The sequence below is a fragment of the Streptomyces sp. NPDC047453 genome (assembly GCF_040643155.1).
In the GTDB taxonomy this organism is placed as follows: domain Bacteria; phylum Actinomycetota; class Actinomycetes; order Streptomycetales; family Streptomycetaceae; genus Streptomyces.
In genome coordinates this window covers 194,911-208,165 of sequence record NZ_JBEYTS010000001.1, presented here as the reverse complement: position 1 = coordinate 208,165, position 13,255 = coordinate 194,911, and the positions used below count along the sequence as shown (strand labels likewise).

At 71.2% G+C, this 13,255-nt stretch carries 10 protein-coding genes and 3 pseudogenes; 8 read left to right on the top strand and 5 right to left on the bottom strand.

Features of this window, described 5'->3' with window-relative positions; all coding sequences use genetic code 11:
- Positions 1–597 precede the first annotated feature (597 nt).
- Positions 598–2,292 (top strand): CDP-alcohol phosphatidyltransferase, encoded by a 1,695-nt coding sequence (locus ABZ818_RS00875; protein ID WP_361409578.1) that lies wholly within the window; start codon positions 598–600, stop codon positions 2,290–2,292.
- Between the two features lie 385 nt (positions 2,293–2,677).
- Here the strand turns inward: ABZ818_RS00875 and dusB are convergent, their stop codons facing one another.
- The gene (gene dusB / locus ABZ818_RS00870) at positions 2,678–3,820 is read right to left on the bottom strand and encodes a tRNA dihydrouridine synthase DusB (protein WP_361408710.1); all 1,143 of its coding nucleotides are present in this window, start codon (positions 3,818–3,820) and stop codon (positions 2,678–2,680) included.
- A gap of 81 nt (positions 3,821–3,901) precedes the next feature.
- On the opposite strand from dusB, the gene ABZ818_RS00865 reads away from it, so the two are divergent.
- Together ABZ818_RS00865 and ABZ818_RS00860 are read left to right on the top strand one after the other, a co-directional pair.
- Positions 3,902–5,347 (top strand): MFS transporter, encoded by a 1,446-nt coding sequence (locus ABZ818_RS00865; protein WP_361408707.1) that lies wholly within the window; start codon positions 3,902–3,904, stop codon positions 5,345–5,347.
- Between the two features lie 317 nt (positions 5,348–5,664).
- Positions 5,665–6,087 (top strand): hypothetical protein, encoded by a 423-nt coding sequence (locus tag ABZ818_RS00860; RefSeq protein ID WP_361408704.1) that lies wholly within the window; start codon positions 5,665–5,667, stop codon positions 6,085–6,087.
- 17 nt (positions 6,088–6,104) lie between these two features.
- On the opposite strand, the pseudogene ABZ818_RS00855 reads toward ABZ818_RS00860, so the two are convergent.
- Positions 6,105–6,694: pseudogene (locus tag ABZ818_RS00855) on the bottom strand (TetR family transcriptional regulator).
- Positions 6,695–6,720: 26 nt separating this feature from the next.
- A pseudogene (locus ABZ818_RS00850) lies at positions 6,721–7,284 on the bottom strand (aldo/keto reductase); the annotation flags it as partial.
- Positions 7,285–7,287: 3 nt separating this feature from the next.
- Between ABZ818_RS00850 and ABZ818_RS00845 the strand changes: the two are divergent.
- Positions 7,288–7,512, top strand: a pseudogene (locus ABZ818_RS00845) (chitinase); the annotation flags it as partial.
- A gap of 77 nt (positions 7,513–7,589) precedes the next feature.
- On the opposite strand, the gene ABZ818_RS00840 reads toward ABZ818_RS00845, so the two are convergent.
- Positions 7,590–8,972 (bottom strand): glycine--tRNA ligase, encoded by a 1,383-nt coding sequence (locus ABZ818_RS00840; RefSeq protein ID WP_361408701.1) that lies wholly within the window; start codon positions 8,970–8,972, stop codon positions 7,590–7,592.
- A gap of 173 nt (positions 8,973–9,145) precedes the next feature.
- Here ABZ818_RS00840 and ABZ818_RS00835 point away from each other — a divergent pair, with 173 nt between their 5' ends.
- Genes ABZ818_RS00835 through ABZ818_RS00820 form a run of 4 tightly spaced genes read left to right on the top strand, consistent with a single transcriptional unit; the run spans position 9,146 to position 12,279 of the window.
- Positions 9,146–10,105 carry a metal ABC transporter substrate-binding protein gene (locus tag ABZ818_RS00835; protein WP_361408698.1) on the top strand — a complete coding sequence of 320 codons (960 nt, stop codon included), beginning with the start codon at positions 9,146–9,148 and terminating at the stop codon, positions 10,103–10,105.
- Between the two features lie 17 nt (positions 10,106–10,122).
- Positions 10,123–10,908 carry a metal ABC transporter ATP-binding protein gene (locus tag ABZ818_RS00830; RefSeq protein WP_361408695.1) on the top strand — a complete coding sequence of 262 codons (786 nt, stop codon included), beginning with the start codon at positions 10,123–10,125 and terminating at the stop codon, positions 10,906–10,908.
- Positions 10,908–11,810 (top strand): metal ABC transporter permease, encoded by a 903-nt coding sequence (locus ABZ818_RS00825; protein WP_361408692.1) that lies wholly within the window; start codon positions 10,908–10,910, stop codon positions 11,808–11,810. Before ABZ818_RS00830 ends, ABZ818_RS00825 begins: the two co-directional genes overlap by 1 nt.
- Before the next feature lie 58 nt (positions 11,811–11,868).
- Entirely contained in the window at positions 11,869–12,279 is a 411-nt protein-coding gene (locus ABZ818_RS00820) for a transcriptional repressor (protein ID WP_361408690.1), read from the top strand.
- Between the two features lie 109 nt (positions 12,280–12,388).
- On the opposite strand, the gene ABZ818_RS00815 is transcribed toward ABZ818_RS00820, so the two are convergent.
- The gene (locus tag ABZ818_RS00815) at positions 12,389–13,222 is read right to left on the bottom strand and encodes an isoprenyl transferase (RefSeq protein WP_361408687.1); all 834 of its coding nucleotides are present in this window, start codon (positions 13,220–13,222) and stop codon (positions 12,389–12,391) included.
- Positions 13,223–13,255 lie beyond the last annotated feature (33 nt).

The window sequence follows — 13,255 nt, the reverse complement described above, 5'->3', positions numbered from 1 at the left end:
GCGGACGCTCAATCGGCGGCCGGCGCCGAGTCGGGGGCGGACGTCGAGCCTGGGTCCGAGGCACCCGCTGCCGCGCCGGACCTGCCGCCGGACCTGCCCGCCGGATCCATCCCCGCCGCGCGCAGGCCGAGGGCGACGGCACCCACGCCCCGCACCGGAGACACGCCCGCCTCGACCGCTCCCCCGGTGGACGACGCCCCGTGCGCGGTGGGTGCGACGGCCGAGGGCGCCTCCGGCGACACGGGGGCTCCCGGTGACGACGAGTCCCCGGCGGCATCCGAGGCCGGCGGGTTGGGGGCCGCCGCCGGCGGTGAGCCCGCCACCTCCGAAGCCCGCACACGCGTACCCGCGAGCGAGCAGGCAGCACCTTCCCGAGCCGAAACCTCCGCGCCGGCCGATGCCCCGGCGCCCACGAGCCAAGGAGCCGCACCCTCCGGAGCCGCCGAAGGCCCCGCTCCCCTGAGCCAGGAAGCCGCACCCTCCCCTGCCGCCGAAGCCCCGGCAGCCGCGGGCGAAGGCGCGGTGTCAGCCCAGGCCGACGAATCCGCCGCAACCCCGGCAGAGGCCCTCGCCTCCCCGCCCCTCCCCCTCCGTGTCCTGCGGGCGATACGGCCCCGGACCCTTCGCCGGGCCTGGCGTGGCTGGAAGGGGGCTCATCCCGTGGCCGCGCGAAGGGTGTCCCATGGGGGCACCCTTCTCGCGTTCCTGCTGGTCGCCGTCGCGCTTCTGCTGCCGAACAAGGAGGCGCAGTTGCAGGTCGCGGCGTTCACGCGGCTGCCGGTGGAGGGGCTGCTCCTGGCGGCCGCGCTGCTGGTGCTGCCGCGCCGGCCGCGGGTGGCCGTGGCGGTGCTCGGCGGGCTGGCGCTCGGCGGGCTGACCGTGCTGAACCTGACGGACATCGAGTTCAACCAGTACCTGGGCCGCAGCTTCAACGTGGTCCTCGACTGGGAGCTGCTGGACGACGCCCAGTCGTACCTCGCGGACACCCTTGGCCGAACGACGGCCTTGCTCGCCGCCGTCGGGGTCGTCCTCCTCGTACTGGCGGTGCTCGCCGTGATGGCCCTAGCGGTCGTGCGCGTCGGCGACTTCCTGGGCCGCGACAAGGCCCGCTCGATGCGCGGACTGCTGCTCGCCAGCGTGGTGTGGATGACGTGCTCGGCCCTGGACGTCCAGGTCTCCGGCGTCCCGGTGGCCTCCGAGCACACGGTCGTCATGGCCAAGTACCACGAGCGGGCGCTGCGCTCCACGATCCGGGACGAGCGGGAGTTCGCGAGGACGGCGGAGGCCGACCCGTTCCGCGACACCCCCGGCAGCGAGCTGGTGCCGGACCTGCGCGGGAAGGACATGATCTTCACGTTCATCGAGAGCTACGGCCGCACCGCGATCGAGGACCCGATCACGGCGCCGGGCGTCAGCAAGACCCTCGACACCAGTACGCGGGCCCTGGCCGAGGCGGGCTTCCACGCCAGGAGCGGCTGGCTGACGTCGGCGACGTACGGCGGCGGCAGCTGGCTCGGCCACTCCACGTTCATGTCGGGCCTGTGGGTCGACAACCAGAACCGCTACCGCACGGTGACCTCCGGCGACCACCTCACCCTGACCGAGGCGTTCAGGAAGACCGGGGCCTGGGACACGGTCGGCGTCATGCCGGGCGTGCAGAAGGGCTGGCCGGAGGCGAAGTGGTACGGCCTGGACAAGGTCTACAACGCCTTCGGGATGGGCTACGAGGGGCCGAAGTTCAGCTGGTCGACCATGCCCGACCAGTACGCGCTGGAGGCCTTCCAGCGTCTGGAGCACGGCAGGAAGCGCGACAAGCCACTGACCTCGTTCGTCATCCTGACCTCCAGCCACCAGCCCTGGGCGCCGGTGCCGGAGATGGTCGGCTGGGACCGGCTCGGTGACGGCTCGGTCTTCAAGGGCATCGAGGCGGCAGGCACCAAGCCGGCGGACGTCCTCACCAGTTCCACCCGCTCCCGCGAGGAGTACGGCAAGTCGATCGAGTACTCGGTGACCGCCCTGACCCAGTGGATGGAGCGCTACGGCAAGGACGACACCGTGCTCGTGGTCCTCGGCGACCACCAGCCCAACGCCCGGGTCAGCGGCGACCACGCCAGCCGTGACGTGCCCTGCGCGATCCTCGCCAAGGACCCGAAGGTCCTGGACAAGATCGACGACTGGGGCTGGACCGAGGGCCTGCGCCCCGACCACGACGCCCCGGTCTGGAAGATGAGCGCCTTCCGCGACCGCTTCCTGACGGCGTACGGTTCCACGCCGCACCCGCCGAAGGGCTGACGGCGGGCAGGCGGCGGGGCCGGTCCCGGTCCTGGAAGGTCTCCATGGCCGCGCGTGCCGCTTCGGCGAACCGTTCGAGGCAACCCAGGCAGGCCTCCCGGGCACGGTCGAAGCGGGCGCGCGCCCCGGCCTCGCCGAGGGACACGTGCCACATGGGCCCGCTCCATCAGCTCCAGATCGGCGGCCCGCCGCGCCTCCCGCACCCGGTCTCGGTGCTGGGCGCGGGCCGACGCCTCCGCCTGCGTCCTGGCCGCGCGGACGTTCCCCGGGTTCGTCACCCAGCTCGTCAGCACGGCCGTGCCCCCGGTGAGCGCCGCCGCCCACGACGCGCTGTCCGCCACGCGGACCGGTGTCGGCGCGGCCCGTCGCGGTTGTCGAGACCGCCTCAGCCGCCGGAGGTGTCCAGTTCGGCGTCCTCGCCGACGCCCGCGCAGTCGTAGGGGTCCTTCAGCCAGCCGTCCGGCAGGACCACCCGGTTGTTGCCCGAGGTACGGCCTCGGGGCCCGTCGGCGCCGGCGGGCCAGGGCTGGTCGAGGTCCAGCTCGTCCAGGCCGACGCGCAGCTCCTCCAGCGAGGAGGTGATCGCCAGCCGCCTGCGCATCTCGGAGCCGACGGCGAAGCCCTTCAGGTACCAGGCGACGTGCTTGCGGAAGTCGACGACACCGCGCGACTCGTCGCCGATCCACTCGCCGAGCAGCGTGGCGTGCCGGACCATGACGTCCGCGACCTCGCGCAGGGACGGGCGGGCCAGGTCCTGGACCCGCCCCTCGAACGCCGCCACCAGGTCGGCGAACAGCCACGGCCGGCCCAGACAGCCGCGGCCCACGACCACACCGTCGCAGCCGGTCTCCCGCACCATCCGCAGCGCGTCCTCGGCCGACCAGATGTCGCCGTTGCCGAGCACCGGGATCTCGGGCACGTGCTCCTTCAGGCGCGCGATGGCGTCCCAGTCCGCCGTGCCGCCGTAGTGCTGGGCGGCCGTGCGACCGTGCAGCGCGATCGCCGTCACGCCCTCCTCGACCGCGATCCTTCCGGCGTCGAGGTAGGTGAGGTGGCCGTCGTCGATGCCCTTGCGCATCTTCATCGTGACCGGCAGGTCGCCGGCCCCGCTGACCGCCTCGCGCAGGATCGCCCGCAGCAGGTTGCGCTTGTAGGGGAGGGCCGAGCCGCCGCCCTTGCGGGTCACCTTGGGCACCGGGCAGCCGAAGTTGAGGTCGATGTGGTCGGCGAGGTCCTCCTCCGCGATCATGCGGACGGCCTTGCCGACCGTGGCCGGGTCCACGCCGTACAGCTGGATCGAGCGCGGGCGCTCGCTCGCGTCGAACCTGATGAGCTGCATGGTCTTGTCGTTGCGCTCGACCAGCGCCCGGGTCGTGATCATCTCGCTGACGTACAGGCCCTTGCCCTGGCTGAACTCCCGGCACAGGGTGCGGAAGGGCGCGTTGGTGATACCGGCCATGGGGGCCAGCACCACGGGCGGCCGGACGGGGTGCGGGCCGATCTGGAGGGGGGACTCGGGCTTGGGCATTCCCTCATTGTCGCGTATCGGCGCGGTCCATGGAGCAATCATTAGTTAACCGCACTATTGAAATCCCGTACCATGGAACGCATGCCCGAGCTCAGCCACCGACGACGGCTCCTGGTTCTCGCGATCTGCTGCATGAGCCTGCTGATCGTGAGCCTCGACAACACCGTTCTGAACGTCGCTCTGCCCTCGATGCAACGCGAGCTGCACGCGAGCACCTCAGGCCTCCAGTGGACGATCGACGCGTACACACTGGTGCTCGCTTCGCTGCTGATGCTCGCCGGTTCCACCGCCGACCGGATCGGCCGCCAACGCGTGTTCATGGCGGGCCTGGTCGTCTTCGGCATCGGCTCACTGCTGTGCTCCCTCGCGCCGGACCTGGAACTGCTGGTCGTGTTCCGCATGGTGCAGGCGGTCGGCGGCTCGATGCTCAACCCGGTCGCCATGTCGATCATCACCAACACCTTCACCGACCCGCGCGAGCGCGCCCGCGCGATCGGGGCCTGGGGCGCGGTGGTCGGCATATCCATGGCCGCCGGCCCGCTCGTCGGCGGCCTGCTGGTGGAGTCGGTCGGCTGGCGCTCGATCTTCTGGGTCAACCTGCCGGTGGCCCTGGCCGCGCTGGTGCTCACCGCGCGCTTCGTCCCCGAGTCCCGCGCGCCGAAGGCCCGCCGGCCCGACCCGATCGGCCAGATCCTGGTCATCGCCCTGTTCGGCGCCCTGACGTACGCGATCATCGAGGCCCCGGTCTCCGGCCTCGCCACGATCCTGCCCTTCGCCGTCGTCGCGCTCGCGGCCCTGCTCGGCCTGCTGTGGTACGAGCCGCGCCGCACCGAACCCCTCATCGACCTGCGCTTCTTCCGCTCGGCGCCGTTCAGCGGGGCCACCGTCATCGCGATCAGCGCGTTCGCGGCGCTCGGCGGCTTCCTGTTCCTGTCCACGCTGTACCTGCAGAACGTGCGCGGCCTCGACGCCCTGCACGCCGGTCTATGGATGCTGCCGATGGCGGCACCGACCTTCCTGTGCGCGCCGCTGTCCGGGCGGCTGGTCGGCACCCGGGGGCCGCGGCTGCCCCTGCTGATCGCCGGAACGGCCATGACGGCGAGTTCGGTGCTGTTCGCCGCGTTCGAGGCCGAGACCTCCGACGTCACGCTCGTCATCGGGTACGTCCTGTTCGGCATCGGCTTCGGCTTCGTCAACGCGCCGATCACCAACACGGCCGTCTCCGGGATGCCGCGCGCCCAGGCCGGGGTCGCTGCCGCGGTCGCCTCCACCAGCCGCCAGCTCGGGCAGACCCTCGGGGTCGCGGTGGTCGGCGCGCTGCTGGCCGCGGGCGTCGGCTCCTCGCCCTACCGGGACGCGTTCGTCCCGGCGGCCCGGCCCGGATGGTGGGTGCTGGTGGTGTGCGGCACCGCGGTGCTGGCACTGGGCGCGGTCACCAGCGGCCGGTGGGCCAGGGGGACCGCCGAGCGCACGGCCGAACGGCTCCAGGAGCACGAGGTGCGGGAGGCGGCGGGCATCGGCGCCTGAGCTCCCAGGACGCGCGAAAGGGAGTCCGGTGAACGCGACAAAAAGGGCCTCGGATACTGCTCACGCATCGTGCACGGGCAATTTCGGGGCGTGAAAGCCGGTCCGGAGCGGGGCGCCACAGAGAGCTTGGTAAGAAAGAAGTAAGCGCGATCATGGCCGCTGAGCTGCGGATTCTCATCAAAGCGCCGCTCGCCCACAGCCCCGCGTTACTCCTCCCGAGTCGCCGCGCGAGCGATCAGAGGCAAATCTGGATGAGCGCGATGAGCCCCCTGCGGGGCACGCGTCACACAGGGGGGAACCACCAACGGGAGACCACCATGAATCTCACCCTCCGCCGCTGTGCCTGTGGAGTCGCCGCGGGCGCCCTGTCCGCCGCGCTGGTGTCGGCCGGTTCTGCCGGAGCCTTCGCCGCGACCAGTCCCAGCCCGAAGCCCACCCGCGCGCACATGGCCATGCCGACCGAGGCGGCCGCGTCGATCACGGCCAGGGCCAGCCACTCCTCGATCAGGGCCGGGCAGAGCGTGACACTCACCGGGCGCACCGCGCACCTGGCGGCCGGCACCAAGCTGACCGTCCAGCACCTGAACAACGGCAAGTGGACCACGCTGCGCGAGACCACCGCGGTCAAGAAGGGCGACACCTTCACGGTGTCGACGAAGCTCGCGGTCAAGGGCAAGCAGGAACTGCGCGTGGTGCACGGCGACACGCGCTCCGAGTCGGTCACCGTCGACGTGACCTGACCCGGGAGACAACGGTGCTAACGGGCTCGTAGCCCGCCCAGCACCAGTTCGAGCACCGCCTCGAACTCCTCCTCGACCGCCGGCCGCTTCCACTCCCGGGCATGACCCGGATCGTGGAAGCGGCCGGTGGCGTGAAACAGGGCCCGGGCCGCGACGGCCGGGTCGGCGGCCGTGAAGGCACCGGCCGCGACGCCGTCCCGGACGATCCGGGTCAACTGGCCGGTCAGGTCGGCGATGTGCTCGCCGACCGCCACGCCGTTCTCCCCGGTGAGCACCGAGTACGTGGCGAACAGCTCGGGGTCGTCGCCCGCCTTGCGGCGCTTGGCCTCGAACAGCCCCCGCAGCCAGTCGCGCAGCCGCGCCTCCGGGTCCCGGTGCTCGGCGGCGATGCCGGCGAGGGCGTCGGACGTGCGGTCCAGCCACCGCTTGGTCACGGCCTCGCGCAGCGCCGCCTTGGTACGGAAGTGCCGGTAGACGCTGCCGTGGCTGACACCGAGCGCACGGGCCACGTCCACCACGGTGGCCTTGGCCGGCTGTGGCGGCGCAGCACCTCCTCGGTCGCCTCGAGGATGCGCTCGGCGGTCAGGGTCTCGATGGTGGGTGGCATGCCCTAGACCGTACCCGGCGGCCGGGTCAGCTCTCGCTGTCCAGGTGGGCCATCTGCGCCTCGGGGTAGCGCGCGCCCGCGGCCGCGTCCGCCGGTACGGCCTCCTCGATGGCCGCCAGGTCGGCCTCCTCCAGCGTGACGGCCGTGGCGCCCAGTGCCTCCGTCAGCCGCTCCCGGGTGCGGGCGCCGATCAGAGGGACGACGACCGTGTCGTGCCGCGGCCCCTGGGAGAGCACCCAGGCGATGGCGGTCTGCGCGACCGTGACGCCCTTGCCCTCGGCGACCTTGCGCAGGGCCTCGACGAGGTCCAGGTTGCGCTGGAGGTTCTCGCCCTGGAAGCGGGGCGAATGGGCCCGGAAGTCGTTCGCGGCGAGCTTCCGGTCGCGGGCGAAGTGCCCGGAGATCAGACCGCGCGAGAGCACCCCGTACGCCGTGATGGCGATGCCGAGTTCGCGGACGGTGGGCAGGATCCGGTCCTCGACGCCACGGGAGACGAGCGAGTACTCGATCTGGACGTCCGAGATCGGCGCGGTGGCGGCGGCCCGGCGGATCGTGTCGGCGCCGACCTCGCTGAGGCCGATGTGCCGGACGACCTGGTGATCCAGGGCACGACGATCAAGGTCTCCTACGACAAGCAGGTCCCGGGCCTGCCCGCCCAGCCCGGCGCGGGCGGCGGCCACATGGCGCCCGCGCTGGTCTCCCAGGCCTGGCGCCACTACGGCACGAGCCTGAAGGGCCTGATGACCTGGTCGATCAACTGGGACGGGTCGAAGAACTGGACCTTCGGCGACAACGTGAAGGCCCTGCAAGGCCGTTGAGGAACGGCGAACGCCGGACGGCCGCCGAGTGAGGTCTCGGCGGCCGTCCGGCGCTGAGGGACTGCCGGGTTACCGGGTCAGCAGCCGACGAGGCGGCTGGCCAGGTAGCCCTCGATCTGGTCGAGGGAGACGCGCTCCTGCTTCATGGTGTCGCGCTCGCGGACGGTGACCGCGTTGTCCTCGAGGGTGTCGAAGTCGACCGTGACGCAGTACGGCGTGCCGATCTCGTCCTGGCGGCGGTAGCGGCGGCCGATGGCGCCGGCGTCGTCGAACTCGATGTTCCAGTTCTGGCGCAGGGCCTGGGCCAGGCCCTTGGCCTTGGGCGACAGCTCCGGGTTGCGCGACAGGGGCAGCACCGCGACCTTCACCGGGGCCAGGCGGTGGTCCAGGCGCAGCACCGTGCGCTTCTCCATCTTGCCCTTGGCGTTGGGCGCCTCGTCCTCGACGTAGGCGTCGAGCAGGAAGGCGAGCATCGCCCGGCCGACACCGGCCGCCGGCTCGATGACGTACGGCGTCCAGCGCTCGCCGGCCTCCTGGTCGAAGTAGGAGAGGTCCTGGCCGGAGGACTTGGCGTGGGAGGAGAGGTCGTAGTCGGTGCGGTTGGCGACACCCTCCAGCTCGCCCCACTCGCTGCCGCCGAACTGGAAGCGGTACTCGATGTCGGCGGTGCGCTTGGAGTAGTGGGAGAGCTTCTCCTTCGGGTGCTCGTACCAGCGCATGTTCTCCTCACGGAGACCCAGGCCCGTGTACCAGTTCCAGCGCTGCTCCATCCAGTACTCCTGCCACTTCTCGTCCTCGCCCGGCTTGACGAAGAACTCCATCTCCATCTGCTCGAACTCGCGGGTGCGGAAGATGAAGTTGCCCGGCGTGATCTCGTTGCGGAACGACTTGCCCATCTGGGCGATGCCGAACGGCGGCTTGCGGCGCGAGGTGGTCTGCACCTGGGCGAAGTTGGTGAAGATGCCCTGGGCGGTCTCCGGACGCAGGTAGGCGACGGAGCCGGAGTCCTGGGTGGGGCCGAGGTGGGTGGAGAGCAGGCCCGAGAACTGCTTGGGCTCGGTGAACTGACCCTTGTTGCCGCAGTTGGGGCAGTTGATGTCCGCGAGGCCGTTCTCCGGGGCGCGGCCCTTCTTCTCCTCGTAGGCCTCTTCCAGGTGGTCGGCGCGGAACCGCTTGTGGCAGGCGGTGCACTCCGTCAGCGGGTCCGTGAAAGTGGCGACGTGACCGGAGGCGACCCAGACCTCGGGCGCCAGGATCACGGACGAGTCGATGCCGACCACGTCCTCGCGGGACGTCACCATGTAGCGCCACCACTGGCGCTTGAGGTTCTCCTTGAGCTCGACACCCAGAGGCCCGTAGTCCCAGGCGGCACGCTGGCCGCCGTAGATCTCACTGCAGGGGAATACGAAGCCACGGCGCTTGCTCAGGCTGACGATGGTGTCGATCTTGTCGGCGGCCACGGTGCTCTCTTCATTACGACGACGGGCGACGAAGCGAGACGCTTCACGAGCGAATGCTTCAGGGTACCGGCGGTGGCTCCCCCTCGACCAAATCGGTGCCGGGTAAGGGCCCTTTTCGGGCTTGTGACGTGACTTGTTGACAACGGTTTCCATCTTCGTTGAAAATGACTGTCATGAACGTACGGCGACGCCTCATATCCGGTTCCACGGCCCTGACGGTCACCGCTCTCGGCCTCGGAGCGCTCTCCGCCTGCTCCTCCGCCGGCGCGGCCGGCGACAGCAGCGGGAAGTACGACGTCGTCGCGTCCTTCTACCCGATGGCCTTCCTCGCCGAGCGGATCGGCGGGAGCCACGTGCACGTCACCAGTCTCACCCAGCCCGGCCAGGAGCCGCACGAACTGGAGATCAGCGCCCAGCAGACCGTGCAGCTCGAGAAGTCCGACGCGGTGCTCTACCTCAAGGGCCTCCAGCCCAACGTCGACGAGGCCGTCGCCCAGTCCGGGATCGGGACGAAGGTCGACGCCGCGTCCCTGACCACGCTGGAGGAGCACGGCACCGACGTCGGCGGCCACGCCGACGAGCACGACGCCCACCACGACGAGGAGCACGGCGGCAAGGACCCGCACGTCTGGCTCGACCCGGTCCGCTACGCGCAGATCGCCGAGGGCGTCGGCAAGGCCTTCGAGAAGGGCGACCCGGACCACGCGGCCGACTACCGCAAGAACACCGCGGCCCTGGTCAAGGAGCTCGGCGAGCTCAACACCCGGTACGAGACCGGGCTGAAGGACGCCAAGAGCAAGGTCTTCATCACCACCCACGCCGCCTTCGGCTACCTCGCCGAGCGCTACGGCCTGACCCAGGAGGCCATCAACGGCCTCGACCCGGAGTCCGAGCCCAGCGCGGCCCGGGTGAAGGACCTCCAGGAGACGGCGAAGGCCGACGGGGTCACGACCGTCTTCTACGAGACGCTGGTCAGCGACAAGACCGCGAAGACCCTCGCCAAGGACGCACATCTGAAGACCGACGTCCTCGACCCCCTCGAGGGCATCACCGACAAGTCCCGGGGCAGCGACTACTTCCAGGTCATGGACGCCAACCTCAAGGCGCTGCAGAAGGCTTTGGGCGCCAAGTGAGCACGACGGAGGGCGTCATGGACGTCAGGAGCGAACCCGCCGAACCCGTCATATCCCTGCGCGGCGTGCGCGCCGACCTGGGCGCGCGCCCCGTCCTGCGCGGCATCGACCTCACCGTGCGCCGGGGCGAGGTCGTCGCGCTGCTCGGCGCCAACGGCTCCGGCAAGTCGACGGCCGTGCGCAGCGTCATCGGCCAGGTGCCGGTGAGCGACGGTGAGATCGAACTCTTCGGCACCCCGCACCGCCGCTTCCGCGACTGGGCGCGCGTCGGCTACGTACCGCAGCGCACGACCGCCGCGGGCGGCGTCCCGGCGACCGTCACCGAGATCGTCTCCTCGGGCCGGCTCTCCCGCACCCGCTTCGGGGTCTTCCGCAAGGCCGACCACGCGGCCGTGCGGCACGCCCTGGAACTGGTCGGCATGGCGGACCGCGCGAAGGACTCGGTGAACGCCCTCTCCGGCGGTCAGCACCAGCGCGTGCTGATCGCCCGCGCCCTCGCCGCCGCACCCGAGCTGCTGATCATGGACGAGCCGATGGCCGGCGTCGACCTGGCCAGCCAGGAGGTGCTGGCGAGCACGCTGAGGGAGCAGGTCGCGGCCGGGGCGACGGTGCTGCTCGTGCTGCACGAGCTGGGCCCCCTGGAGCCCCTGATCGACCGGGCGGTGGTGCTGCGCGACGGCTGCGTCCTGCACGACGGGCCGCCCCCGAAGGCCGTGGGCCAGCACGCCCTGCCCGGCCACGACCACGTACACCCGCACGACGCCTCGGGCGCCGATCCGATCCGCACGGGACTGCTGAGCTGATGGACCTGTTGAACTACGCCTTCATGCAGCGGGCCCTGCTCGCCGCCGTCCTGGTCGGCATCACCGCCCCCGCCGTCGGCATCTACCTCGTCCAGCGCCGCCAGGCCCTGATGGGCGACGGCATCGGCCACGTGGCCATGACCGGCGTCGGCCTGGGCTTCCTGCTGTCCACCTCCCCGGTGTGGATGGCGACGGCCGTCTCCGTCCTGGGCGCGGTCCTCATGGAGCTGATCCGCTGGTACGGCCGCACCCGCGGCGACATCGCCCTGGCGATGCTCTTCTACGGCGGCATGGCGGGCGGCGTCATGTTCATCAACCTCGCCCCCGGCGGCTCCAACGCGAACCTGACGTCGTACCTGTTCGGCTCGCTCTCCACGGTCTCGCAGTCCGACGTCACGGCGATCTGCCTGCTGGCCGCCTTCGTCGTCCTGGTCACCCTGGGCCTGCGCCGCCAGTTGTTCGCGGTCAGCCAGGACGAGGAGTTCGCCCGGGTGACCGGGCTGCCGGTGCGCGCCCTGAACCTGCTGACGGCGGTCACGGCGGCGGTGACGGTGACGGTCGCGATGCGCGTGGTCGGGCTGCTGCTGGTCAGCGCGCTGATGGTGGTCCCGGTGGCCGCGGCCCAGCAGCTCAGCCGCAGCTTCGCCGCGACCTTCGCGATCGCCGTCGCCATCGGGGTGAGCGTGACGATCGGCGGCACGGTCACGTCGTACTACCAGGACGTGCCGCCCGGCGCGACGATCGTGCTGCTCACCATCGCCGCGTTCATCGCGCTCACCGTACTGGTCACGCCGCTGGCCCGGCGACGCGCGCGGGCACTCGCCGCCGCGCGGCCCGCCGGGGACCCCGTGGAGTGCGCGATTCCGGCCACCCGGGCCGCCGGCGACGGGGCCGGCGCCTGACCGCGCACGGCCCGTGCTGGCACAATGGCCCGCAGGCGAGACGTGAGGAGGCCGACCGGTGACCACCGCTGGACCGCCCGTGAAGGGCCGCGCCACCCGGCAGCGTGCCGCTGTCGCGGCGGCCCTCGACGAGGTCGACGAGTTCCGCAGCGCGCAGGAACTCCACGACATGCTCAAGCACAGGGGCGACTCGGTGGGCCTGACGACGGTCTACCGCACCCTTCAGTCCCTCGCCGACGCGGGCGAGGTCGACGTCCTGCGCACCTCCGACGGCGAGTCGGTCTACCGCCGCTGCTCCACCGGCGAACACCACCACCACCTCGTCTGCCGCGTCTGCGGCAAGGCGGTCGAGGTGGAGGGGCCGATGGTGGAGAAGTGGGCGGAGGCGGTCGCCGCGGAACACGGCTACGTCAACGTCGCCCACACGGTGGAGATCTTCGGCACCTGCGCGGAGTGCTCCGCAGGTTGAGCCTGTTCTGTGCGGGTGGTCTGGGGTGGCCGGCCCTGGGGGCTGCCGCCCCCAGACCCCCGCTTTCGGCCTGAACGGCCTCGTCCTCACATCGCCGGACAGGCTCGTTCTACTCGCCGTCGCCCTCCATGGCGAGGAGGGCCTCGTTCGGGATGGCGCCGCCGAAGCGGCGGTCGCGGGAGGCGAACTCGATGCAGGCCCGCCACAGGTCGCGGCGGTCGAAGTCGGGCCACAGGACGTCCTGGAAGACCATCTCCGCGTACGCGCTCTGCCAGAGCAGGTAGTTGGACGTACGCTGCTCCCCGCTCGGGCGCAGGAACAGGTCGACGTCCGGCATGTCCGGGTAGTACAGGTACTTCTGGATGGTCTTCTCGGTGACCTTGGCCGGGTCGAGCCGGCCCGCCCTGACGTCCTCCGCGAGCGCCTTGGCCGCGTCCGCGAGTTCGGCCCGGCCGCCGTAGTTCATGCAGAAGTACAGCGTGAGCCGGTCGTTGTCCTTGGTCTGCTCCTGGGCGACCTGGAGTTCCTTGGCGACCGACTTCCACAGCTTGGGCATACGGCCCACCCAGCGCACCCGGATGCCGAGCTCGTCGAGCTGGTCGCGGGTCTTGCGGATGAAGTCGCGGTTGAAGTTCATCAGGAAGCGCACCTCGTCGGGCGAGCGCTTCCAGTTCTCGGTGGAGAAGGCGTACAGGGAGATGTTGCCGACGCCGATCTCGATCGCGCCCTGCAACACGTCCAGCACCCGCTCGGCACCGACCTTGTGCCCCTCGGTGCGGGGCAGCCCGCGCTCCTTCGCCCAGCGCCCGTTCCCGTCCATGACGATCGCCACATGCTCGGGGACCAGTTCTCCGGGGAGCTTCGGCGCGCGGGCGCCGGACGGATGCGGCTCGGGCGCCCTGTACTCCGGGCGCCGGCGCCCCAGGATCCCGCGTACGGCCATGTGCTTCTCGTCTCCCTTGCTTTCGTACGTACT

What these genes read in the sequence shown, in the direction of transcription:
- ABZ818_RS00865 (WP_361408707.1), top strand. Translation starts at nt 3,902, where the DNA reads ATGCCCGAGCTCAGCCACCGACGACGGCTCCTGGTTCTCGCGATCTGC.
- ABZ818_RS00830 (WP_361408695.1), top strand. Translation starts at nt 10,123, where the DNA reads ATGGACGTCAGGAGCGAACCCGCCGAACCCGTCATATCCCTGCGCGGC.
- dusB (WP_361408710.1), bottom strand. Translation starts at nt 3,820, where the DNA reads ATGCCCAAGCCCGAGTCCCCCCTCCAGATCGGCCCGCACCCCGTCCGG.
- ABZ818_RS00815 (WP_361408687.1), bottom strand. Translation starts at nt 13,222, where the DNA reads ATGGCCGTACGCGGGATCCTGGGGCGCCGGCGCCCGGAGTACAGGGCG.
- ABZ818_RS00825 (WP_361408692.1), top strand. Translation starts at nt 10,908, where the DNA reads ATGGACCTGTTGAACTACGCCTTCATGCAGCGGGCCCTGCTCGCCGCC.
- ABZ818_RS00860 (WP_361408704.1), top strand. Translation starts at nt 5,665, where the DNA reads ATGAATCTCACCCTCCGCCGCTGTGCCTGTGGAGTCGCCGCGGGCGCC.
- ABZ818_RS00835 (WP_361408698.1), top strand. Translation starts at nt 9,146, where the DNA reads ATGAACGTACGGCGACGCCTCATATCCGGTTCCACGGCCCTGACGGTC.